Here is a 21,913-nt window from a genome sequence, read left to right as displayed (position 1 = left end):
GGTTCGGGCCGTGCGGCGCCGTTGCCGGGGACCAGTCCCCGGACCCCTGCTCCTCAAACGCCGGAGGGGCTGGATGTGGCCCCGGCAGGGCTGGATATGGCCCCGGCGGGTCGGGATGTGGCTGCCGGGGGCCGCGCCGATGACGGGCCGCCGGGGGCCGCCGCCGGTGGTGACTTCGGCTGATCCGATCCCGCAGGGGCCCGCACCGGGCCCCGAAGCAAGCACCTGTCCACCAGGAAAGAGGTACGCACATGGCGGACACCGCCGACCAGAAGAAGTCCACCCACCGGCGCCGGGTACGGCTGCTGCCGCCGCCCGCGTGGTGGCCGCTGCCCGCCGCCGCGCTGCTGGGGCTCGCCGCCGGCGGGGCGTACGGGGTGCTCAAGGCGCCCGAGTACGCCGCGACCAGCTATGTCGTCGCGGTCCCCGACGACACCACCGAGCCGGCCACCGCCCTCGGCTTCGCCCAGGCCTACGCCCGCATCGCCACCAGCAGTTCGACCCTCGCGTACGCCCAGCCCCGCGCGGGCATCGGCGTGGCGAAGCTGCGGACCCAGGTCCGCGCCGAGACCTCCCCCGAGTCCCCGATGATCGCCATCACCGGGACCGCGAAGAGCGCCGGCGCGGCCGCCGACATCGCCAACGCCGTGGCCGACGCCCTGTCGCTGAGCAGCAACCAGGCCGCCAAGAGCACCGGCGTGCAGCTGCTCCTCTTCAACCAGGCCGTCGCGCCCAGCGAACCCGCCTCCGCGTCCCCCGCCCTCAGCGGGGCGGTCGGCCTGTGCGCCGGCGGGCTGCTGGGCGGGCTGTGGCTGCTGGCCCGGCCGACGGCCGCCCGGCGGCGTGACGGGGGTCCCGTCGAGGGGACCGCCGCGGACGCCGTGGAGACCGTCGAGGAGTACGCCTCGCTGCCCGCGCAGGGCGAGCCGGCCGCGGCCAAGGAGAAGGAGTCGGTGCGATGACCTCCGGCTCCGCCGGGTCCCTGTCGGTGACGCTGTGCCGCGATCCCCGGCAGTTCGCCGCGCTGGAGGAGTCGTGGAACCGGCTCGCCCGCGGCTGTCCCACCGCCACTCCCTTCCAGAGCCACGCCTGGCTGCACTCCTGGTGGCTGTCCTACGGCAAGGACGGCCGGCTCCGCATCGTCCTGGTACGGCGCGGGGAGGAGCTGGTCGGCGCGGCCGCGCTGATGCTCGTACACCGGCCGCTGCCGCTGCTCGTGCCCCTCGGCGGGGGCATCACCGACTACTTCGACGTGCTCGTGGCCGCGGAGTACGCCGACCAGGTCGTCCCGGCCCTGGCCAACGGTCTGCACCGGGCCGCCCGGGGCGCGGTCGTCGACCTGCGCGAGGTGCGGCCCGGGGCCGCAGCCGAGGCCGTGTACGCGGCCTGGCCCGGGATCGGCAGCAAGCTCACCGACTCCACCTGCATGGAGCTGCCGGCCATGCCCTTCGACGAGCTGGTCAAGCGGATGCCGTCCTCCGGCGCCCAGCGGGTGCGGGCCAAGCTCCGCAAGACCGACGCGGCGGGGATCGAGGAGCACGAGGTCACCGAGCAGGAAGTGCCGCGCGCGGTACGGACCTTGCTGCGGCTGCACGAGAAGCAGTGGCGCGGCCGCGGGGTGACCCCCGAACACCTCAAGCCCCGCTTCGCCGAACACCTGACCCGGGCCACGCGGCGGATGGTGCGGGTGGGGGAGGGGCGGCTGGCCGAGTTCCGGCTCGACGGGAAGGTGGTGGCCGCGAACCTCACGCTGCTCTCGGGCGCGCTCAGCGGCGGCTACCTCTACGGCGCCGATCCCGACCTGCGGGACCGGAAGGTGGACGTGGCCACGCTCCTGCTGCGCTACGAGACCACCCGCGCGCTCGCCGAAGGCCGCCCGGTGGTCAGCTTCCTGCGCGGCAACGAACCGTACAAGAACCACTGGCGGCCGCGAACGGTGGTCAATCAGCGTTTCCTGATGGCCACGGCCGCGCTCACGCCCCTGTTGCGACTGCACGAGTCGCAGGTGACGGGGCGCGAGCTGGCGGTGGACGCACTGCGGGAGGCGTTGCCGGCCGCCAGGGACTGGCGGGCGCGGCTCAACGAACTGCGGGTCCGATGACCCGAACGCCCCGCCTAGAAGGGCCAGAAGCCGCTCTCCTTGCCCCAGTCGACCTTGACGCAGACCGACTGCTTGCCGACCAGCTTGGAGAGCCACTCGCCGAAGTTGATCGGCACGCACCACTCCGTGCTGTTGACGGGCGGTACGGGCGGCGTCGTCGGCTCGGGCGGCTGGGACGGCTCGGGCTTGGGGACGAGCGGCGAGGGCGCCGGGGACGGGACCTCGGGGCTCGGCTTCGGCACGACCGGGCTCGGGCTGGCGCTCGGGCTCGCCGGGACCTCGGGGGAGGGGACGAGTGGGCTCGGATCGACGGGGCTCGGCTCGACGGGGCTCGGCTCGACCGGGCTCGGCTCGACCGGGCTGGGCTCGACCGGGACCTCCGGGCTCGGGACCACGGGCGAGGGCGTCGGAACGACCGGGCTCGGAACGACCGGGCTCGGGACTGCCGGGCTCGGTTCGAGCGGGGTGGGCTCGACGGGGCTCGGGGCGACCGGGCTCGGAACGACCGGACTCGGGGCGACCGGGCTCGGGACCTCCGGGCTGGGGAGCACGACCGGCGGTGTGACGACCGGCGTCGGGATGTCCGGCGTGGGGACCTGTGGGGTCGGGATGACCGGCGTGGGCACCACGGGGGTCGGGACGACGGGGGTCGGGATCACGGGGGTCGGGACGACCGGGGTCGGGATCACCGGGCCGGTCCGCTGCGGGGTCAGCGCCTCGCGGAAGACCTTCGTCGAGGCGGGGTTCTGCTTGCACTGCCAGACGCCGTGCGGGCAGTAGTCGGTGATGGTGTGGTAGAGCGGCTTCTGCTGATCGATCCACTTCAGCATGCGCCGCATGTACTCCGGATTGTCCCCGTTGCGGAACAGCCCCCACTCCGGGTACGAGATCTCTTTGCCGTGTGCTCGCGCGAAGTCTACGTGTTTCTGGAGCCCGTACGGCTGGCTGATCTGCTCGTCGAAGTTCCGGCCGGGACCCTGGTCGTACGAATCCATCCCGACGATGTCGACCACGTCGTCGCCCGGGTAGCACGTGGTCCAGCCGATCGCGTCCGTGCCGCGGTTCGGGGTGAAGTCGAACTTGAACTTCTGGCCGGGCACGGAGCGCATCGTGTTGACGACGCGCTTCCAGTACGCCTTCCAGTTCTCCGGGTCGGGTCCGCAGCGGTGGGTGTACGTGATCCCGTTCATCTCCCAGCCGAGCACGATCACCGTGTCCGGGACGCCCAGCGCCACCAGCCGTTCGGCGAGCTTCTTGAAGTGCCGGTCGTACTGGCCGTCGGCGCCGGCCCGGATCAGCTGGGCCACCTGGTAGTCGGGGACCCGCTCTTCGTTGCGCTCCTGCATGGGCACGTTGAGGACGAACAGCCGGTCGTCCCGCTGGCGCCGCCACTGCGCCCAGTCGTCCAGGAAGCTGACGTTGCCCTCGATGCCGGCCCACTGGTCACCGGGCAGATAGGTGTGCCCGACACGGATCTCCTTGCCGCCCAGCCAGTTGGACAGGAACGGGATGCGGGCCACTCCGGGCGGCCCGTAGTCGAGGTAGGCGCCCATGGCGATGTCGGCGTTGTCGGTGGGCTTCCCCTGCTCCTCGGGGGCCGCGAGGGCGGCCCCGGTGGCGAGCAGTCCGGCCGTCACCGTTCCGATGCAGGTGCTCGCCAGTCGGTGGCGTGGTCTGGGCATGGCGTCTCCCGAGCTTTCCTGAATCGGTGTGCTTACAAAAGACGTTAGGCATCACATCCGACGAATGGCCTGTCCGGTGACCTCCGCATAGGCCATTCGCACGTGCGCACCCTCCCCGCTTGGTCCGACTAGGTGAAAGACACCGTTCCCATGCACGCGCATCCCAGCCAAGTGCCCGCAGTTCTGCTCAGACTCGATCGGAATCCGTTCCACCACGGAACCCTCGGCGCCGTCAGATCCCTTGGGCGCACGGGTGTGGAGGTCCATGCCGTCGTCGAGGCCGGGGGAGGTCCCATGGGGCGTTCGCGCTACCTGCGTGCCGTGCATCCCGGACCGTCGGGCGGCGTCGACGCCGAGGCGCCCGAGGCGCTGCTGGAGTGCCTGACCGGGGTGTCCGAGCGGATCGGCCGCCCGGCGGTGCTCATCGCGATGGACGACCTGAGCGCGATCGCGGTGTCCCGGGTCGCGCCGATGCTGGGCGGCCGTTTCCGGATTCCCCATCAGCCCGACGACCTGCCCGCGCGGGTGGCGGACAAGGCCGAGCTGTCGCGGCTCTGCGCCCGGTGGGACGTACCGCACCCGGAGACCGTGATCCCGGCGAGCGGGGCCGAGGCGGCGGCGGCCGCGTGGCGGCTGGGGCTTCCGGTGATCGCCAAGTGGAGCCGGCCGTGGCTGCTGCCCCCGGGCACGGGCCTGCGCAGCACCACCCTGCTGCACGCGGCCGCCGAGGCGCGCCGGCTGTACGAGCGCTCGGCGGAGGCGGGGAGCCGGCTGCTGCTCCAGCGGTTCCTGCCGGCCGGGCCGGACACCGACTGGTTCTTCCACGGCGCGTTCGCCCGGGGCGGGCGTCCGCTGATCACCGGGTCGGGGCGCAAGGAGCTGTCCTGGCCGGTGCGGACGGGGCTGACGGCGGTCGGGCGCTGGCTGCCGGACCCGGCGGTGGAGGAGGCGGGGCTGCGGCTCGCCGAGCGGCTCGGCTACCAGGGGATCCTGGACCTGGACTTCCGCCGGGACGAGCGGGGCGCCTTCCGCCTGGTGGACTTCAACCCGCGTCCGGGGGCGCAGTTCCGTCTCTTCACCGACGCGAGCGGCCTGGACGTGGTCCAGGCGATGTACCTGGACCTGACGGGCCAGCGGGTCCCGGAGCCGTCCGGCGGCCCCGGCCGGGTCTTCGTGGCGGAGAACTACGCGCTGCTCGCGGCGGTACGCGGCCGCTCGCTCCCGCGCCGTCCCCCGGCCCCGCCCGCCGCCGGTGCGGGCGCCGAGCCGGGGCGGTCCGTACGGACGGCTGCCGCTGCCCCCGCCCGCCGGGGCCGGGAGCGGGGGCAGGTGGAAGCGGCGTGGTTCGCGGCCGACGACCCGATGCCGTTCCTGGCGATGCTCGCCGCCTTCCTGGGGCGGGGTGCGGTCAAGGGTGTGCGGGTGCTGCGCGGGGTCCCCGCGCAGGGCCGCCGGACGGCCCGGGCGGTGGTCCGCGCCCCGCGCCAGCGGGGCCGGGAGCTTCCCCCGCCCGGCTCCGCCGGGGCCTCCGGTGGGCCCGGCCCCCGGTCCGCCCCGGCGGAGCCGGACGAGTTGGTGACGCGGTGACGCCGTAGGGGCGTAGGGGCGCAGGGGCGTAGGGCGTGGGGTGCAGGTGGCAGGGGACGAACCATGAGGCTGGAGGGACTGCGGTGACACGGATGGACGACCTCGTGGTGGTCGGAGCGGGGCCCTACGGGCTGTCGATCGCCGCCCACGCGGCCGGTGCGGGGCTCGGGGTGCGGATCCTCGGGCGCCCCATGGCCTCCTGGCGGGACCACATGCCCGAGGGCATGTACCTCAAGTCGGAGCCGTGGTCCTCCAACCTCTCGGCTCCCGAAGGGCGTTACACGCTGGCCGAGTACTGCGCGGGCCGCGGGATCGCCGCCGAACACGGAACTCCGCTGCCCATCGGGACGTTCAGCGCGTACGGGCTCTGGTTCGCCCGGCACGCAGTACCCCCCGTGGAGGAGGCGACCGTCACCGAAGTCACCCCGCAGGGCGGGGGTTTCCTGGTCCGCACCGCCGAGGGGCCGCCGCTGGTCGCCCGGACCGTCGCGCTGGCCGTGGGCGTGATGCCGTTCGTCCGCTACCCCGAGGCGCTACGGGAACTGCCCGCGGCCCACTACTCCCACAGCAGCGGCCACCGCGACCTGACCCGCTTCGCCGGCCGCGAGGTCGCCGTGCTCGGCGCCGGGCAGGCGGCCCTGGAGACCGCGGCCCTGCTCGCGGAGAACGGCGCCCGGCCGTGCCTCGTGGCCCGGCGCTCCCGGCTGAAGTGGAACACCGTCCCGCAGCCGCTGCGCCGGCCCCCGCTGCGCGCCCTGCGCGATCCGCACAGCGGCCTCGGCACCGGCTGGCGCAGCTGGGCCTGGTCGGAGCTGCCCTGGGCGGTGCGCCGGCTGCCCGCGCCGACCCGGGAGCGGATCGCGGCGACCGCGCTGGGCCCGGCCGGAGCCTGGTGGCTGCGGGAGCGCTTCGAGCGGCGGGTCCCGGTCCTGCTCGGGCACCGGTTGCAGCGGGCCGTCCCGTCGGGCGGGCGGACCCGGCTCGGGCTGTCCACCGCCGCCGGGGAGTCCGTCGTCCTGGACGCCTCGCACGTGATCGCGGCGACGGGCTTCACCCCGGACCTGGCCCGGCTGGAGCTGCTCGACGCGGGGCTGAGGGCCGCGCTGGCCACCGTAGGGCGGAGCGGGACGCCGGAGCTGAGTCCCGGCTTCGAGTCCTCGTGGCCGGGGCTGTTCTTCGCGGGGCTGCTGACCGCTCCCTCATTCGGCCCTTCCATGCGATTCGTGCACGGCGCCGGCTTCACGGCGGGGAGACTGGTGTCAGGAGTCCGCAAGCGTCTGGGGGCCCGGAGCCCGCTGACGGGTTCCACCGGTGCGCCCCGGACCGACCGGGCTCCGACTGCAGGGCATAGAGCGTGAGAGCCGGTCACACAACGTGAGAGGTGTCGCGATGAGCGATGAGCGCGCACAGGGCCGGGGCTGGGTGAGGATCCCGGCCAGCCGTGCGGAGCAGCCCGGCACGACGAGGGCGGCGCCCCCGCAGCCGTCCGGGCAGTCCTCGTACCCGCAGTACCCGCAGGACTTGTACCCGCAGGACTCGTACCCGCAGTCCCCGCACCCGCAGTCCTCGTACCCGCAGGACTCGTACCCGCAGTCCCCGTACGCGCAGGACGCGTATCCGCAGGACCCGTACCCGCACGCTCAGCACCCGCACGGCCGGCCCGCGCAGGACCGGTATCCGCAGGTCCCGTACGACCCCTCGATGATCTACCTCTCCCTCGTCAAGCGCTGGCAGGAGGCCGGACGCACCCTTCCGGGGCATCCTGACGAGGAGTGGGAGCGGCTCATTTCCCAGCCGTGCTGGCCCGGCCGTTAGGTGGTGTGAGTCTCGTGGCAGCGGCGGAGCGACGTGACAAGAGACCGGAGGGCCCCGGGAGCGCCGGGAGTGCCGGGAGCGCCCGGCAGCCCCTCATCGGCCCCGGCGAGCGGCTCGCGCTCAACGGCATGGGCAGCTTCGAGTGGGACCTCGCCGCCGGGACCCTGTCCATGGACGAGGCCGGGATGGCGGTCTTCGACCTGGAGCCGGAGGAGTTCGACGACACCCCCGACAGCCTGGGGCTGCGGATCCCGCTCGACGATTCCGCGCGGCTCAGGGAAACCGTCCAGGGCGTCCTGGACAGCGGGGAGGAGACGTACGGCCAGTACTTCACGGTGCAGCGGCGCGACGGCCGCGACCAGTGGACGCACACCCAGGGCCGGGTCCTGCGGGACGCGGAGGGGCGCCCGGTGCGCATCGTCGGGATCGTCCGGGACGCGACGGCCGAGCTCGCCCACCTCACGGTGCTGCGCAAGCTGGAGTCGGCCCGCGCCCAGCAGGCGAGCATCGTGCAGCGGACCACGGAGGCCCTGTCGCGGGCGGTGACGGTCGACGACGTGACGGCCACGCTGACGGGCGCGGGAGCGCTGGAACGGCTCGGCGTCGACGGGATGGCGCTGGGGCTGGTCGAGGGCGGCCACATCAAGATCATCGCGCTGAGCGGGGAGTCGCTGGAGATCCTCAGCGAGCGCAAGTTCACCCGGCTGGACGGCTCGCTGCCGCTGTCGCAGGCGGTGCTCAGCAGGAAGGCACGTTTCGTCACCTCGCTGAGGGAGCTGGCGCAGGAGTTCCCGCTGCTCGCCGACTACCTGAACCGCATCCAGTACGACGCGGCCGCCTACCTCCCCCTCATCGCGCAGGCCGAGGCCATCGGCGGACTGGTGCTCTTCTACCGCCGCCGCACCGACTTCAGCCCCGAGGAGCGCAACCTCTGCCTGGGCCTGGCGGGCATCGTCGCCCAGTCGCTCCAGCGGGCGCTCCTCTTCGACCAGGAGCGCGAGTTCGCCACCATGCTGCAGGCCGCCATGCTGCCGCGCCGGATCCCCGAGATCACCGGAGGGGAGATCGCCGTGCGCTACCACTCGGCCTGGAGCGGACGCGAGGTCGGCGGGGACTGGTACGACGTGATCGCGCTGCCCCGCGACCGCGTCGGCATCGTCGTGGGCGACGTACAGGGCCACGACACGCACGCCGCCGCCATCATGGGCCAGCTCCGCATCGCACTGCGGGCCTACGCGGGGGAGGGGCATCCGCCCTCCACCGTGCTGGCGCGCGCCTCCCGCTTCCTGGCCGAGCTGGACACCGAACGGTTCGCGACCTGCATGTACGCGCAGGTCGACCTGGAGACCGGAGGCGTACGGGCGGTTCGCGCGGGCCACCTCGGACCGCTGATCCGGCACACGGACGGGCGAACGGGCTGGCCCAACGTGCGCGGCGGCCTGCCGCTGGGGCTGGCCACGGTCTTCGAGCAGGAGGAGTTCCCCGAGACCCGGCTCGACCTGGTCCCCGGCGAGACCCTCGTGCTGTGCACCGACGGGCTCGTGGAAGAGCCCGGCACCGCCATCACCCAGGGCATGGAGGCCCTCGCCCACGCGGTCCGCAGCGGCCCCCAGGAAGCCGGGGCGCTCGCCGACCACCTCTCGGACCGCCTGTGGGAGCGCTGGGGCTCCGGTGACGACGTGGCCCTGCTGGTGCTGCGCCGGGCCCCGGACCCGGGCACCCACCGGGCCCCGCGCATCCACCAGTACGTCCACCAGGCGGACCCGGAGGGGCTTTCGGAGGCCCGCTACGCCCTGCGGCAGGCCCTGCGCGACTGGGGCATGCCGGAGCTCGCCGACGACGTGGAGCTGGCGGCGGGAGAGCTGCTGGTCAACGCCCTGCTGCACACGGACGGCGGAGCGGTGCTGACGATGGAGGTGCTGCCGGAGCCGGTCCGGCGGATCCGGCTGTGGGTCAAGGACCGCTCCAGCGTGTGGCCGCGGCGGCGCACCCCGGGGGAGTCGGCCACGACGGGGCGCGGGCTGCTGCTGGTGGACGCGCTGGCCACGCACTGGGGGGTGGAGTCCCGGGGCGACGGCAAGGCGGTGTGGTGCGAGTTCGACGCGGCGGGCAGCGCGGCGCGGAGCGCGCCGTGACCGGTCGCTCACGTCGAGTTGTGGGGCGGCGGGAGCGGGGTGATGATGCCGCCATGGAACGGTTTCTGTGGAACCTGCCGTGCGCCGGCTGAGCAAGCGCGCGGTGACGGGAGTCCTGGCGCTGCTGCTGTGCGCGGCCGGGGCGGCGACTGCGGTGGACTGGTCGACCGGGCGTCCGGACACGGACCCGGGGTGCCAGACGGTGGCCTTCATGTCGATGACGGGCGAAGCGCCCGCGTGCCGTTGAGGGTCTGCGTCCGGCTTCGGCGGGCGCCCGGGCCCCGGTAGCGGCGGCTACCGGAGGGGCGTACGCGCGCACTGCGGGCAGCGGCTATCGGCGGTCGATCACCCGGACCGGGTGGGCGTCCTGCGCGACCGTGTCGATCGACCGGGGCAGCAGTCCGCCGCCGAAGTGGATCTCCTGCAGCTCGGCCCTGGCCAGTGCCTCGCCGGCGTGCACGGTCGGGGTGAGGCGCAGGGTGCCGTGCGCCGACCAGTCGTGCACCGCGCCGTCGCACTGGGCGTCGCCGCCGCCGATGCTGAGGCGGACGTCGTCCTGCTCGATGGTCGCCTTGATCTGAACCGCTCCCGAGGGTGACGGGGCGGTGCAGTGGTATTCACCGAAAAGGTGGATCGTGCCGTCGGGAGCGATGTGGGCTTCCGACGATACGTAAATGTCATTTCCGTAGGGCGCGGCCTGTGCCGGGGCGGTGAATACCGCCGTGGCGCCCAGTGCGGCGAGTGCGGCCAAGGCCATGCGGGGGCCGGTCGTGGCCATCGTTCCTCCTGTGGGACGGGGGGTGCAAAGGGGTTGCGGAATTCCGCCGGAACGCATTGTGCTGGCATATCGAGGTCAATGCGCTCCGCGGGATCGTGTCGGTGGGTGCAATTGCCGGCTCGGGCGCGTGAGACTGGCCGGAATACGTCCTCGAAGATCCCCGAAGATCCCCGAAGGGATCCCGCATGCGTCAGTCCGCTCCTGCCACGGCCGCCCTCCTCCCGCTCCTGCTGTTCGGCGCCACGGCCTGCTCCGGCACCCCGGAAGGGGCCGCGCTCGCCCCGGCCGCGGTGCCCGCCGTGCCCGTGGACGACGGTGCGCCGGGTATCGGGGACGATCCCGCGGCGGGGCGGGACGGGGTGGCGCGGGCCGCCTCGAAGGACGCCCGTGTGGGTGACTCCGTACGGGTCAGGGGCCGGGAGATGGGCCGCCACCTCCAGGTGGTGCTGGCCGCCTACGTCGATCCGGCGGTCAGTGTCGAGAAGAACTTCGCCCCGGCGGCGGGCAAGCGCTGGGTGGCCGCCTCGATGTCCTTCGTCAACGTGGGCGGGGCCTCGTACGGGGCTCTCGGGCGCATGTGGGCGCTCGACGGCGCGGGGCAGCGCCACCCGGTGGTGCCCACCGGGGAGCTCACGACCGGCAAACCGCTCGTCTTCGATTCGCTCTCGGTCGGTGAGCGGGCCGAAGGATGGGTGGTGTTCGAAATTCCGGAAAACGCGCGCATCGTGCGGCTCCAGTACCAGGACGCGAACATGCTGGCGAATTCCGGAGGTGGTTTCTGGGCGGTCTAGCCCGCCCGGGTGAAACGGCGTCAAAGGGCCGGGCCGTCGGCCACTAAGGTGCGGCGCATGACTTCTACCCAGGCCGAACTCGACCGCTCCAAGCTCGGCACCCTTTCGGTGCTCGCGTGGATCGGCGACCCCGACGAGGCCCACGACATTCCCTATCTCCTCGCCTACATCCTCGGGGACGGTCCCGACGGTCCCAAGGCGAGCGAGGCGGCCGCCCGCGGGCTGCTGGAGGAGATCGGCCTGCCCATCGGCGACGTGGTGATGGACGGCGTCCGCAACCCGGCCTCCTTCCCGGTGCAGATCCTCCTGGAGGGCAACCAGATCGCGCTGACCCTGCCGGGCATGAACGCGAAGTGCATCGCCCCGCCGGAGTGGGTCAAGGCGGCGGCCGACAGCGGGCAGGCGTACTTCCTCTTCGCCACCCGCGCCTGGCCCGAGGCGGTTCCCGGCCGGCCGGTCGACGCCGAGACGCTGCAGGCGTTCGCGGGTGACACCGAGGTGCTCAACCACAGCGCCCACGCCGTCCTCGCGGTGCGGCGCCTGCAGCGCTAGGCCGTCTGGACCCGTCGTGGCACCCCTCGCGCGCCCGCCGCGCGTCGGCCCCCGCTCCGGCCGCCGGGCCCCCAGCCCGCCCGGTGGCCGGTCCGCCTTGTCCGGGCCGGCCTACGGCCGTTCGAAGGCGAAGCGCAGGGAGCGGACGCGGTTGTCGAAGCTGGACCCGGCCAGGTCCGGCAGGCCGACCGCGCGCAGGCCGACGGGGCGCGTGAGCAGCTCGCGGAAGAGTGCCTTCATCTCCACCCGGGCCAGGTGCGCGCCCAGGCAGAAGTGCGGCCCGCCGCCGCCGAATCCCAGGTGGGGGTTGGGGGAGCGGGTGATGTCGAAGGCGTCCGGATCGGGGAAGACGGCCTCGTCGCGATTGGCGGAGGCGTAGTACAGCACCACCTTGTCGCCGGGGACGAACGCGTGGTTTCTCAGGGTGTGTTCGGAGACGACCGTCCGGCGGAACTGGATGATCGGCGTGGAGTGGCGGATGATCTCGTCCACCGCGCCGTCCGCGTGCGCCTCGAAGTCTGCGAGGAGCAGGTCGCGTTGGTCCGGGTTGTCGGTCAGCAGGGTCAGGCCGTGGGTGATGGCGTTGCGGGTGGTCTCCACCCCGGCCACCATCAACAGCGAGAAGAAGGCGCCGAGTTGGCGGGCGCCGAGTGCCTCGCCGTCCACGTTCGCGCAGACCAGGGCCGAGATCAGGTCGTCCGTCGGGTTCTCGCGCCGGTCCCGCCCGATCCCCGCCACCATCCGCTGCATCCGGGCCAGGGCACGCAGTCCGCGTCCGGGCATCCGCAGCCGGGCCGTCAGCCCGCGTTCGACGCCGATGTTCTCGGAGGCGTGGTTGACGCGGTCGGCGATCTCGGCGCGGTAGCGCTCCGGGATGCCCATCATGTTGCAGATGACCTCCAGGGGCAGCTTCGAGGCCACCGCCTCGACGAACTCGTCCGGCCGCCGGTCAAGTACGTCGTCCACGATGCGCGCCGCCACCGCGTGGATGTCCTCCTCGGCCGCCGCCAGCAGCCGGGGGGTGAAGGCCCGCTGCACGATCTTGCGCAGCTGCGCGTGCTCGGCGCCGTCCAGGTTGACCATCGAGTCCCCGAACAGCGCCCGCACCCACCGGGCCGGCTCGGGCGTCGTCACCCCGGGCGCGCTGGCGAACACCTTGGGCAGCCGGCTCGCCTCCTGCACGTCCGCGTGCCGTACGAGGGCCCAGTGCCCGGTGCCTTCGGGGACGAACACGGGGGAGTCCAGGGCCCGCAGGCGGGCGAAGGCGGCCAAGCGGTGGGCGGGGGGCGCCTGCCAGAAGGCCGGCTCGGCCAGCTTTGTCGAGTCAGCAGCCCTGCCGGGGGCTTGGCTTGGGGGTTGGCCTTGGGCTTGGCCGGGGCGTTGTGCGGGGAGTGTCATGGCCTGGAAACGGTGCCGGGGGCGCGGGGGTGACGGGTCCGGCGCGGCGCCGTTGCCGGGGGCTCCGCCCCCGGACCCCCGCGCCTCAAACGCCGGCGGGGCTGGATTCAGTGGCCAGGGTCAGGCCGACCGCTACGGTCGCCGCCGCGACCAGGCCCGCGTACAGGACGGCGTACGTCCCGGCCCAGGAGCAGGCCAGTACCACGAGGGCGGAGACCGGCAGGGTCAGTTGTTGGGCGAGGCCGCGCTTGAAGTGGCGGGAGTGCAGCAGCCAGACCATCAGGAGGAAGAGCGCGGTCGGGACGGTGACGGCCGCGTTCGCGGCGAGCTGCGAGACGTGTGCCGTGCCGACCGCGTGCTCGACCGCGACCTCGATGCCCGCGCCGATCGCCGCGCCCGAGGCGAAGATCAGCAGGTGTCCGTAGCCCCACGGGATCGCTTCCCGGTTGGAGTTGAGGCGCTCGTGCATCGGCACCGCGAAGTAGATCCACCAGGCGGCGAAGACGATGAGCAGCCCGCCGGCCGCGATCGGCAGCAGTTCGCCCAGGGCCTCGTGCTCGTCGAGCGCCGACTTCACGGCCACCGTGCTCGCCGCGATCGTCTCGCCGAGCACGATGATCGTGAACAGGCCGTAGCGCTCCACGATGTGGTGGGCGTGCCACGGCGTCTGGTGGCCGCGCTCCGCCAGCACCGGAACCAGCAGCTCGGCCGCGGCCACGATCAGGAACAGCCAGCGCTTCGAGCCGTCCGGGGCGAACAGCAGCGCCACCCAGCCGGCCTGGCACAGGACCAGCCCGGCCGCGTACTTCAGGGCCGCCGTGCGGGCCTCGCCGCTCTCGCCGGAGGCGGCGCGCAGCCACTGGGCGGTGAGCGCGACGCGCATGATGAGGTAGCCGATGACGGCCACCGTCCAGTCGTTCTGGTCGAACGCCCGGCTCACGCCCGCGGCGTAGACGAGCACGCCGCAGATCTGGACGAGCGTCGCGATCCGGTACGGCACGTCGTCGCAGTCGTAGGCGGAGGCGAACCACGTGAAGTTCATCCACGCCCACCACACACCGAAGAAGACGAAGAAGTAGCTGATCACGCCGGTGCCGGGATGGCCCTCGGCCAGCGCGTGCACGAGGGCCGCGCCCGCCTGCGCGATCGCGACGACGAAGCACAGGTCGAAGAAGAGTTCCAGCGGGGTCGCGGCACGGTGGCCCTCGTCCCGGCTGCGGGGGGTCATGGGTACGTAAGCCAGAGCCATACCGCCCAGGACAGCAGCCCTGCGGGGCTCAGCAGGCGAGGCGCGCGGCCCTCAGGGCCCGTGTGCCCCGGGCGGACTCGTACCGGCCCAGGACGAGCCGGGCCAGGCGCGGGTGGTCGGCCAGCGGCTCCGAGACCGTCCAGGCGTCCGAGGCGTTCAGGGTGCGGGTGAAGCGGCCCGGGGCCAGCAGGTGCGCGGCCACCGCGATCCGGCGGTACCCGGCGTCCCGGAGGGAGGCCAGGGCTTCGGGGACGGTCGGCCCGGCGGAGGTGAGGTAGGCGGGGACCGCGGGGACGGGGGCGGCGCCGTCGTCGTGTTCCAGCAGGGCGGCCAGTTGGGCCGCGCAGGCCTCCGTACCGGCGTTGCCGCCGGGCCGGGAGGAGCCGGCGCCGGCCACCACGACCGCGTCGGCCCGGGTGTACGGGCCACGGCGCCGCTCGGCCTCGCGCAGCCGGCCGTGCAGGGCGCGGGCGACGTCGCGCTCGCCGCTGAGGCCCTCGGTGAGGACGCAGCCGGTGCCCTCCAGGACGGCGGGGATGTCGACGCGGCGGTGGAAACCGTCGCCGAGCAGCAGCGGGACGACCACCGCACGCGGGTGCTCCCGTACGACCTCGGCGAGCGAGGGACGCTGCACGTCGAGGTGTCCGACCAGCGCGTGCACCCCGCTGATGGCCTCGACGGCGGCGACGAGCCGGTCAATGGTCGCGGCGGCTTCCGCAGCCGCGCTGCCGTGGACGGCGATGACGAGCATGTGGTCTGCCTCCCTGATCCGGCCCCGGGTCCTCCTCCCCACGCTAGGCGCGGCGCGGCCCCGGGTCAGCCTGGCCAAGGGCCCGCGGGGCAGGCCGGAGGTCCTGTGTGGAAAGGGCCGTTTCCCCGTCCCCAGGGGTCCTTTTCGGGCGTTCGGGGCCATGGCGTCGACCTACCGTCGAAGAGTCGGAACGCATGCACGAATGCACGCATCCACGAATGCACGCATGCACGCGTGACGTCTCGGCCCGGCCGCCCTGGCCGCCCCCGGGACCGCGCGGCACAGGGACACGGAGTGAGATCCATGGGGCAGACGCTGGTTGTCATCGGCCACGGCATGGTGGGGCACCGCCTGCTGGAGGCGCTCGCCGAGCGGGACGCGCTCGCCGACCCGGCCCGCCCCGAGCGCGGCGGCTGGCAGGCCACCGTCCTCGCCGAGGAGGAGCGCCCGGCCTACGACCGCGTGCACCTGTCCGCCGCCTTCACCGGCTCCACCGGCGAGGAGCTGTCCCTGGTGGCGCCCGGCTTCCTGGAGACGTACGGCATCGACCTGCGCCTCGGCGACCCGGCGGAGCTCATCGACACCACGGCCCGTACGGTCACCGCCCGCTCCGGCGACGTGCTCCGCTACGACGCGCTCGTGCTGGCCACCGGCTCCTACCCCTTCGTGCCGCCGATCGACGGCGCCGACGCCGAGGGCTGCTTCACGTACCGCACGCTCGACGACGTCGAGGCCCTGACCGCCTACGCCGCGGGCCCCGAGGTCCGTACCGGTGTCGTCATCGGCGGCGGGCTCCTCGGCCTGGAGGCGGCGGGCGCGCTGCGCACGCTCGGACTGGCCACACACGTCGTGGAGTTCGCGCCCCGGCTGATGCCGCTTCAGGTGGACGACGGCGGCGCGGCCGCCCTGCGGGCCACCATCGAGTCCATGGGCGTCGCCGTGCACACGGGCGTCGGCGCGGCCGGCGTGCAGGTCCACCCCGACGGGCGGGCGCAGGCGCTCCGGCTGACCAGCGGCGAGGAGATCGGCTCCGACGTCGTGGTCTTCTCGGCCGGCGTCCGGCCGCGCGACCGCCTCGCCCGCGAGTGCGGGCTCGCGATGGGCGACCGCGGCGGGGTCGTCGTGGACGGCCACTGCCGCACCAGCGACCCGTACGTCTACGCGATCGGCGAGTGCGCGCAGACCGTCGACGGCACGGTGTACGGGCTGGTCGCGCCCGGCTACCAGATGGCCGAGACCGTCGCGGAGGCCCTCGCGGGCGCGGGTGAGCTGACCTTCACCGGGGCCGACACCTCCACCAAGCTCAAGCTGATGGGCGCCGACGTGGCCTCCTTCGGCGACCCCTTCGCCCCCGAGGGCAGGGGCGGGGCCGTCTCGGTGGTCTTCTCCGACGCCCGCGAGGGCGTCTACAAGAAGCTGCTGCTGGGCCCCGACGGCGCCCTGCTCGGCGGAATCCTGGTCGGCGACGCGGAGGCGTACGGCTCGCTGAAGCCGCACGCCGGCCGGCAGCTCCCGGCCCCGCCGGAGGCCTTCATCCTGCCGTCGGGCGACGGCGTGGCGCTGCCCGGCGCGGATGCGCTGCCCGACGACGCGGTGGTGTGCAGCTGTCACAACATCACCAAGGGGCGGGTGCGCGAGGCGGTCGTCGCGGAGTCCCTCACCGACATCGGCGGCATCAAGAAGTGCACCAAGGCCGGTACGGGCTGCGGCGGCTGCATCGGCACGCTGCAGGCGGTCCTGGACGCCGAACTGGCCGCGGCGGGCATCGAGAAGCCCCGCGGACTGTGTGAGCACTTCACCCTGACCCGGGCGGAGATCTACGAGAAGATCCGCACCGAGCGCATCCGCAGCTTCAGCGAGCTGCTGGAGTCCTACGGCGAGGGCGGCGAGGGCTGCGCCGTCTGCAAGCCGGTCGTCGCGAACGTGCTCGGCACCCTCGCCCCCGACCTCGGCATCGGACACGTCCTGGCGGGCGAGCAGGCAGCCCTGCAGGACTCCAACGACCTCTTCCTCGCCAACCTCCAGAAGGACGGCACCTACTCGGTCATCCCGCGCGTCGCCGGCGGCGAGATCACGGCCGAGCAGGTCATCGCGCTGGGCGAGGTGGCCAGGGACTACGGCCTCTACACGAAGATCACCGGAGCCCAGCGCATCGGCCTCTTCGGGGTCGGGAAGGAGCAGCTGCCCGACATCTGGCGGCGCCTCGGCGGCGCCGGATTCGAGTCCGGGCAGGCGTACGGGAAGTCCCTGCGCGCGGTGAAGTCCTGCGTGGGAGCCCGCTTCTGCCGCTTCGGGCAGGGTGACTCCATCCAGCTCGCGATCGACCTGGAGCTGCGCTACCGGGGCCTGCGCACCCCGCACAAGTTCAAGGGCGGCGTCTCGGGCTGCCTGCGCGAGTGCGCGGAGGCGCGGGGCAAGGACATCGGCGTCATCGCCACCGCCAACGGCTGGAACCTGTACGTCAGCGGCAACGGCGGTGCGACCCCGCGTCACGCCGACCTGCTGGCCTCGGACCTGAACACCGCCGAACTCTTCGCGCTGATCGACCGGTTCCTCATGTACTACATCCGCACCGGCGAGCGCCTGGAGCGGACGGCCGCCTGGCTGGAGCGGCTGGGCGGCAGCGGCGCGGGCCTGGACCACCTCAAGGCCGTCCTGATCGAGGATTCGCTCGGCCTCTGCGCGGAGCTGGAGGCGCAGATGGAGCGCCACGTGTCGGCGTACGAGGACGAGTGGTCCGCGGTCCTTGAGGACCCGGCGGCGCTGGAGCGCTTCGGGAGCGTGGACTTCGGGGCGGCCGAGGGCGCCGCAGGCGCGGCGCGGTCCCTGGAGCCGGGCCGCGGGCGGACCGCGGTACTGCCGGACGGCACCGAGGCCGCGGTCTTCAAGGACCGTGCGGGCGAGGTCTACGCGGTCGGCAACCGGGATCCCTTCTCGGGCGCGGACGTCATCGCCAACGGCATCATGGGCTCGCGCGACGGGGTGCCCGTCGTGGCCTCGCCGATGCACAAACAGGTCTTCGACCTGCGGACCGGCATCTGCCTGGACGACCCCGAGGTGTCCCTGCCGCTGGTGGATCTGGGGCCCTGAGGCTCACGACGGAGGCTTAAGGCTCTGCGGCCGCCGTACCAACGCACTGTGGGCGATGGGACCTTGTCCCGTCGCCCACACGACGTTCTCCCCTGATGTGGGGCGCCCCGGTAGGCGGACCCTAAGAAGGTCAGGGCTTTCAGCTTCATCTTTCTCAACCCCTCCGAACGTTCAGGCCCCTTCGACCTTCAGGCCCCTTCCACCTTCAGGCCCCTTCCACCTTCAGGACATGCCATGAACTCCGCCAAGCAGGACGCGCGCGCGGCGACCGCCCGGGTGCAGGCGCCGGATCCGGCGCAGTACCGCCCCGGTCGCACGATCACGGAGTGGACGCCGGAGGACCCGTCCTTCTGGCAGACCACCGGCAAGAAGGTCGCCACCCGCAACCTGTGGATCGCGGTGCCGGCCCTGCTGGTGGCCTTCGTGGTCTGGCAGGTCTGGAGCATCACGGCGACCAACCTCAAGGACGTCGGCTTCGGGTTCTCGCAGTCCCAGCTGTTCTGGCTGACGGCCGTCCCCGGCATCACGGGTGGCACCGCCCGCATCCTCTACACCTTCATCGGCCCGATGATCGGCCAGCGCCGCTTCACCGCGCTCTCCACGGTCGTCCTGATCGTGCCGCTGCTGTGGCTGGGCTTCGCGGTGCAGGACCCCTCCACCTCGTACACCACGCTGGTCGCCATCGCCGCGCTCTGCGGCATCGGCGGCGCCAACTTCTCCTCCTCGCTGGCGAACATCGGCTTCTTCTACCCGAAGCAGGAGAAGGGCAACGCGACCGGCATCAACGGCGGCCTGGGCAACCTGGGCGTCTCCGTGGTCCAGCTGCTCACCCCGATCCTGATCACCACCTCGGTGCTGGCGATCGGTTCGGGCCAGAAGAAGGCGGACGGCTCGGAGATCTACCTCCAGAACGCCGCGTTCGTCTGGGTGCCGGTCCTGATCGTCCTCGCGGCCATCGCCTGGTTCGGCCAGAACGACCTGAAGGTGGCCTCCACCCCCTTCAGCCAGCAGAAGATCATCTTCAAGCGCAAGCACAACTGGCTGATGACCTGGCTCTACGTCGGCACCTTTGGCTCCTTCATCGGTTTCGCGGCGGCCCTCCCGCTCCTGATCAAGACGACCTTCCCGGCGTACTCCGTGGCCACCTACGCCTGGATGGGCCCGGCGCTCGGCGCGCTGGCCCGCTGGGCCGGCGGCTGGATCGCCGACAAGTTCGGCGGCGCGCGGGTGACGATCCTGTCCTTCGTGGGCATGGGCGCGTCGATCATCGGCGTGATCACCTTCCTGCCGGCGGGCTCCGACCAGGGCTCCTTCTACGGCTTCTTCTTCTGCTTCCTGTCGGCGTTCTTCTTCTCCGGCATCGGCAACGGCTCGACCTTCCGCCAGATCCCGGTCATCTTCCGCGGCCAGCACCTCGCGGGCCTGACCGAGGGCACCCCGCAGTACGCGAAGGCGCTGAAGCAGGCCGAGATCGAGTCGGGCGCGGTCACCGGTTTCACCGCGGCCATCGCCGCCTACGGCTTCTTCTTCATCCCGGCGATGTTCGCCAACTTCGCCGTGACCAGCGCGATGTGGGGCTTCGTCGCCTTCTACGCCAGCTGCGTCGTCGTGGCCTGGTGGTTCTACGCCCGCAAGGGCGCGGAGGCCCCCAGCTAAGACTTGATCCGCAATTCACCAGAGGGTGAGCTGTGGATTGCGGCCGGGGCGGTGTCCGGGCTTTCCGGCGTGGTCACGCACGGGGCGTGTCTCATCCGGGGTTGCTCGGGACCGTCGTCCGGCGGTTCGGGGAGCAGAGGTTCCACGGCGTTGCCGTGGGACTGCCGCATGACCAGCACCGCGAGACGTGGTGGTCTGGCGCGTTGCGGTTGACTCCCGCAGGGCTTCTTCCAGCCCTTGTGCGAAGACGATCTGTGCGTGCCGGGACGCGGTGGTGTCCAGGTACGCGGTGGTGGGGTCGTCCACGTCGGTGAGGCGGACGAACGCGGCCAGGGCGGCGGACACGAGGTCGCGCTTCCCGGCGAGGCCGCAGGCGATGCACTTGTGCTCGCGGTCCCGCAGCGACTTACTGACCCGCTCCCCGTACAGACAGTGCTGCGACAGGGCCGTGGACCAGGTGGAGGCCCGTACGAGACGGCCGCCCGCAGCCTGGCACTCCCGTTCCAGGGCGGAGATCAGCAGGCCGGGTGTGGTCTGGGAGAGGCGCTTGCCCCAGAGCCGGTACCAGGTGCGGATGTCGCAGTCCTCGACCACCAGCACGGGCCCGTGGGCGGCGATAATCTGCCGGGCGAGGATACGGGCGCGGTGGCGTCGGTGGTCAGCGGCCGATGCGGCGGCTTCGGCCTGGCGGGCACACAGTTCCCGGTAGCTGTACGAGATCCGGTCGCGGCGGAACGCCTGCTTCGGCACCCCGTCGACGCCGGCAGCGCGGGCCCCACCCGGAACGCTGACGGCCTTCGGTGTGAGGCCCATGGCCGCCCGCTGCTCCGCCCTGCGGATCTGCTTCTTCGACAGCCCGTACTGCGCGGTGTTCATCGCCCGGCGGGAGCGCTCCAGCGCTCGTGCACGGCCGCGCCGCTTGTACGCTTCCCGCTCCAGCAGGGCGCGTTCCTCAAGGCTGAGGGTGATCTCGGTGGAGGCCGGCGTGCCGTTGGCGGGGTCCAGGGTGGCAGGCAGGGAGACGATGGAGATGTTGGAGACGTTGCCGTCCACGCCGCCGATCCTGCCCATCTCGGCGGCCCGCTGGCGCATGTCCCGTACGGCGGGTGCGCTGTAGCCGGGGCCGAGGATCATCAGGTGCGCCTCGTACACCCAGCCGCCCGGCGCGGACGCCTTGCGACGGCGGACGAGATCGACCTTGTGCCAGCGGCCGGGATTACGGCCTTCGCGCCGTCCTCGTTGCGCTCGTGGAACGCGGTCCAGTAGGCATCGACCTTGGCGCGGGCATCACGCTGGACGGCCCGCTTGATCGAGCCCATCGCCCGGAACAGCTTCTCCACGCGGGCCAGGCCGGCGGGGTCGGTGACGGCCAGCGGCAGCACCATCACCGACACCATCCCGTCGTCGGGCTTCTTCCACTTCGGAGCCTTGTTCTTGCCCCGGAACTTCCGCTCCGTCTGCGCAGCCCGCATAACCATCACCCCCCGTCATGTCCTGACTACCCTACGGTACGACATGTGGGTGGTTAAGCCGTTCCAGCAAGAAGAAATGAGATCTACGGCCTTCGCAATCCCCGGACGCGAAGGCGCCAAGCAGGCGGCGGCTCCTCGCGGCATCGCGTGGCGCACCAACCTGACCCACCGTCAGCTCGCGGACCTGTTCGGCGTCGTCATCGCCGCCGTGCACTGCATCCTCGACCGCATCACACCCCTGGTCGCCCGGCTCCTCGAAGCACCCGAAGGCAGCCGGGCAGACCTGTGGGTCGCGGACGGCACGCTCATCCCCGTCGAAGAACGCGCGGTCACCGCCTGCTCCAAGAACTACCGGCGCAGCGTGAACGTACAGTTCACCTTCCGCGTCAAGGACCGCCGTGTCATCGCAGTCGGTGACTCCTGGCCCGGCAACCGCAACGACAGCGTCGTCTTCCGCGCCACCCTGACCGAGCAGCTCTCCGGACACCGCCTGACCATCGGGGACGGCGCCCTACCGCAGCGCCCCGAGGCCGACCTCGTCTCCCGCGACACGACGGGCCGCGCTAGCTCAACGCGGGCACCGCCACCGGCAGCTTCGCCAACCGCAAGCAGCTCGGCACCACCTCGGTCCTGAAGGGCTACCTCCCCTTCTGGCGGTCTCCCCTCTCCGCCTCCGCGCCCGCCACCTGGTCCCTGACCGGGCGGCGGGCGCTGCCTTTCCCAGAATCTTGTGAAAGTTTTCACAAGCGCACGATGGACCTTTGGCCTACCCAAAGTGCCAGGTCAACCGGGATGGGAGACCCTGGGGGCTGGGGATCAGGGGACCTTCGGGCCCCAGCTCAGGACCAACGCGGCG

Annotated in this window: 19 protein-coding genes; 12 read left to right on the top strand and 7 right to left on the bottom strand. The window is 72.6% G+C overall.

Translation table 11 applies throughout. The annotated features are described in order from the left end of the window. The first annotated feature begins 251 nt into the window (after nt 1-251). Both AC3IYI_RS16450 and AC3IYI_RS16445 read left to right on the top strand, forming a co-directional pair. Nucleotides 252-962, top strand: coding sequence for a lipopolysaccharide biosynthesis protein (locus AC3IYI_RS16450; protein ID WP_489410877.1), 711 nt, complete (start codon nt 252-254; stop codon nt 960-962). Then, nucleotides 959-2,101 (top strand): GNAT family N-acetyltransferase, encoded by a 1,143-nt coding sequence (locus tag AC3IYI_RS16445; RefSeq protein WP_489410876.1) that lies wholly within the window; start codon nt 959-961, stop codon nt 2,099-2,101. The genes AC3IYI_RS16450 and AC3IYI_RS16445 overlap by 4 nt, the downstream gene beginning before the upstream one ends. Before the next feature lie 14 nt (nt 2,102-2,115). Here AC3IYI_RS16445 and AC3IYI_RS16440 read toward each other — a convergent pair whose 3' ends face one another. Beyond that, nucleotides 2,116-3,783 (bottom strand): glycoside hydrolase family 26 protein, encoded by a 1,668-nt coding sequence (locus AC3IYI_RS16440; protein ID WP_489410875.1) that lies wholly within the window; start codon nt 3,781-3,783, stop codon nt 2,116-2,118. 150 nt (nt 3,784-3,933) lie between these two features. Here AC3IYI_RS16440 and AC3IYI_RS16435 point away from each other — a divergent pair, with 150 nt between their 5' ends. The 5 genes from AC3IYI_RS16435 (at nt 3,934) to AC3IYI_RS16415 (ending at nt 9,567) form a co-directional block, all read left to right on the top strand. Continuing rightward, complete coding sequence (locus AC3IYI_RS16435; protein ID WP_489410874.1) at nt 3,934-5,370, top strand: carboxylate--amine ligase; 1,437 nt, start codon at nt 3,934-3,936, stop codon at nt 5,368-5,370. Nucleotides 5,371-5,462: 92 nt separating this feature from the next. After that, the gene (locus AC3IYI_RS16430) at nt 5,463-6,728 is read left to right on the top strand and encodes an NAD(P)-binding domain-containing protein (protein ID WP_489410873.1); all 1,266 of its coding nucleotides are present in this window, start codon (nt 5,463-5,465) and stop codon (nt 6,726-6,728) included. A gap of 31 nt (nt 6,729-6,759) precedes the next feature. After that, nucleotides 6,760-7,185, top strand: coding sequence for a hypothetical protein (locus AC3IYI_RS16425; RefSeq protein ID WP_489410872.1), 426 nt, complete (start codon nt 6,760-6,762; stop codon nt 7,183-7,185). Between the two features lie 14 nt (nt 7,186-7,199). Continuing rightward, entirely contained in the window at nt 7,200-9,320 is a 2,121-nt protein-coding gene (locus AC3IYI_RS16420) for a SpoIIE family protein phosphatase (protein WP_489411559.1), read from the top strand. Between the two features lie 67 nt (nt 9,321-9,387). Then, entirely contained in the window at nt 9,388-9,567 is a 180-nt protein-coding gene (locus tag AC3IYI_RS16415) for a hypothetical protein (RefSeq protein ID WP_243335422.1), read from the top strand. A gap of 84 nt (nt 9,568-9,651) precedes the next feature. On the opposite strand, the gene AC3IYI_RS16410 is transcribed toward AC3IYI_RS16415, so the two are convergent. Further along, on the bottom strand, nt 9,652-10,098 hold the full coding sequence (locus AC3IYI_RS16410; RefSeq protein WP_489410871.1) for a DUF6299 family protein: 447 nt from the start codon (nt 10,096-10,098) through the stop codon (nt 9,652-9,654). Nucleotides 10,099-10,283: 185 nt separating this feature from the next. Here AC3IYI_RS16410 and AC3IYI_RS16405 point away from each other — a divergent pair, with 185 nt between their 5' ends. After that, nucleotides 10,284-10,889, top strand: a complete 606-nt coding sequence (locus AC3IYI_RS16405) for a DUF4352 domain-containing protein (RefSeq protein ID WP_489410870.1) — start codon at nt 10,284-10,286, stop codon at nt 10,887-10,889. Nucleotides 10,890-10,946: 57 nt separating this feature from the next. Then, nucleotides 10,947-11,441 (top strand): DUF5949 family protein, encoded by a 495-nt coding sequence (locus tag AC3IYI_RS16400; protein ID WP_489410869.1) that lies wholly within the window; start codon nt 10,947-10,949, stop codon nt 11,439-11,441. A gap of 111 nt (nt 11,442-11,552) precedes the next feature. On the opposite strand, the gene AC3IYI_RS16395 is transcribed toward AC3IYI_RS16400, so the two are convergent. From AC3IYI_RS16395 to AC3IYI_RS16385, 3 genes are all read right to left on the bottom strand, one after another. Beyond that, complete coding sequence (locus AC3IYI_RS16395; protein ID WP_489410868.1) at nt 11,553-12,839, bottom strand: cytochrome P450; 1,287 nt, start codon at nt 12,837-12,839, stop codon at nt 11,553-11,555. Between the two features lie 85 nt (nt 12,840-12,924). Continuing rightward, nucleotides 12,925-14,088, bottom strand: coding sequence for a low temperature requirement protein A (locus tag AC3IYI_RS16390; protein WP_489410867.1), 1,164 nt, complete (start codon nt 14,086-14,088; stop codon nt 12,925-12,927). Nucleotides 14,089-14,116: 28 nt separating this feature from the next. Further along, a complete protein-coding gene (locus tag AC3IYI_RS16385; protein ID WP_489410866.1) occupies nt 14,117-14,839 on the bottom strand; it encodes a sirohydrochlorin chelatase in 723 nt (240 codons plus the stop codon). 303 nt (nt 14,840-15,142) lie between these two features. Here AC3IYI_RS16385 and nirB point away from each other — a divergent pair, with 303 nt between their 5' ends. Both nirB and AC3IYI_RS16375 read left to right on the top strand, forming a co-directional pair. Beyond that, nucleotides 15,143-17,929 carry a nitrite reductase large subunit NirB gene (gene nirB / locus AC3IYI_RS16380; RefSeq protein WP_489410865.1) on the top strand — a complete coding sequence of 929 codons (2,787 nt, stop codon included), beginning with the start codon at nt 15,143-15,145 and terminating at the stop codon, nt 17,927-17,929. A gap of 234 nt (nt 17,930-18,163) precedes the next feature. Continuing rightward, nucleotides 18,164-19,585: a NarK family nitrate/nitrite MFS transporter gene (locus AC3IYI_RS16375; RefSeq protein ID WP_489410864.1), complete on the top strand. Its 1,422-nt coding sequence runs from the start codon at nt 18,164-18,166 to the stop codon at nt 19,583-19,585. A 15-nt stretch (nt 19,586-19,600) separates the two neighbouring features. On the opposite strand, the gene AC3IYI_RS16370 is transcribed toward AC3IYI_RS16375, so the two are convergent. Together AC3IYI_RS16370 and AC3IYI_RS16365 are read right to left on the bottom strand one after the other, a co-directional pair. Next, nucleotides 19,601-20,737 (bottom strand): hypothetical protein, encoded by a 1,137-nt coding sequence (locus AC3IYI_RS16370; RefSeq protein WP_489410863.1) that lies wholly within the window; start codon nt 20,735-20,737, stop codon nt 19,601-19,603. Further along, entirely contained in the window at nt 20,719-21,057 is a 339-nt protein-coding gene (locus tag AC3IYI_RS16365; protein WP_489410862.1) for a hypothetical protein, read from the bottom strand. Before AC3IYI_RS16365 ends, AC3IYI_RS16370 begins: the two co-directional genes overlap by 19 nt. Before the next feature lie 76 nt (nt 21,058-21,133). Here AC3IYI_RS16365 and AC3IYI_RS16360 point away from each other — a divergent pair, with 76 nt between their 5' ends. Further along, nucleotides 21,134-21,691 carry a helix-turn-helix domain-containing protein gene (locus tag AC3IYI_RS16360; RefSeq protein WP_489410861.1) on the top strand — a complete coding sequence of 186 codons (558 nt, stop codon included), beginning with the start codon at nt 21,134-21,136 and terminating at the stop codon, nt 21,689-21,691. The last annotated feature ends 222 nt before the right edge of the window (nt 21,692-21,913 follow it).

This window comes from Streptomyces sp. GL_148 (assembly GCF_057834205.1).
The sequence above is the reverse complement of the archived record's forward strand: the minus strand, read 5'-3'. Positions and strand labels throughout refer to the sequence as shown.

Coding starts and splice junctions, on each gene's coding strand:
- AC3IYI_RS16410 (WP_489410871.1), bottom strand. CDS start 10,098: ATGGCCACGACCGGCCCCCGCATGGCCTTGGCCGCACTCGCCGCACTG.
- AC3IYI_RS16425 (WP_489410872.1), top strand. CDS start 6,760: ATGAGCGATGAGCGCGCACAGGGCCGGGGCTGGGTGAGGATCCCGGCC.
- AC3IYI_RS16450 (WP_489410877.1), top strand. CDS start 252: ATGGCGGACACCGCCGACCAGAAGAAGTCCACCCACCGGCGCCGGGTA.
- AC3IYI_RS16430 (WP_489410873.1), top strand. CDS start 5,463: ATGGACGACCTCGTGGTGGTCGGAGCGGGGCCCTACGGGCTGTCGATC.
- AC3IYI_RS16400 (WP_489410869.1), top strand. CDS start 10,947: ATGACTTCTACCCAGGCCGAACTCGACCGCTCCAAGCTCGGCACCCTT.
- nirB (WP_489410865.1), top strand. CDS start 15,143: ATGGGGCAGACGCTGGTTGTCATCGGCCACGGCATGGTGGGGCACCGC.
- AC3IYI_RS16435 (WP_489410874.1), top strand. CDS start 3,934: ATGCACGCGCATCCCAGCCAAGTGCCCGCAGTTCTGCTCAGACTCGAT.
- AC3IYI_RS16445 (WP_489410876.1), top strand. CDS start 959: ATGACCTCCGGCTCCGCCGGGTCCCTGTCGGTGACGCTGTGCCGCGAT.
- AC3IYI_RS16385 (WP_489410866.1), bottom strand. CDS start 14,839: ATGCTCGTCATCGCCGTCCACGGCAGCGCGGCTGCGGAAGCCGCCGCG.
- AC3IYI_RS16405 (WP_489410870.1), top strand. CDS start 10,284: ATGCGTCAGTCCGCTCCTGCCACGGCCGCCCTCCTCCCGCTCCTGCTG.
- AC3IYI_RS16395 (WP_489410868.1), bottom strand. CDS start 12,839: ATGACACTCCCCGCACAACGCCCCGGCCAAGCCCAAGGCCAACCCCCA.
- AC3IYI_RS16390 (WP_489410867.1), bottom strand. CDS start 14,088: ATGGCTCTGGCTTACGTACCCATGACCCCCCGCAGCCGGGACGAGGGC.
- AC3IYI_RS16440 (WP_489410875.1), bottom strand. CDS start 3,783: ATGCCCAGACCACGCCACCGACTGGCGAGCACCTGCATCGGAACGGTG.
- AC3IYI_RS16375 (WP_489410864.1), top strand. CDS start 18,164: ATGAACTCCGCCAAGCAGGACGCGCGCGCGGCGACCGCCCGGGTGCAG.
- AC3IYI_RS16360 (WP_489410861.1), top strand. CDS start 21,134: ATGAGATCTACGGCCTTCGCAATCCCCGGACGCGAAGGCGCCAAGCAG.
- AC3IYI_RS16365 (WP_489410862.1), bottom strand. CDS start 21,057: ATGCGGGCTGCGCAGACGGAGCGGAAGTTCCGGGGCAAGAACAAGGCT.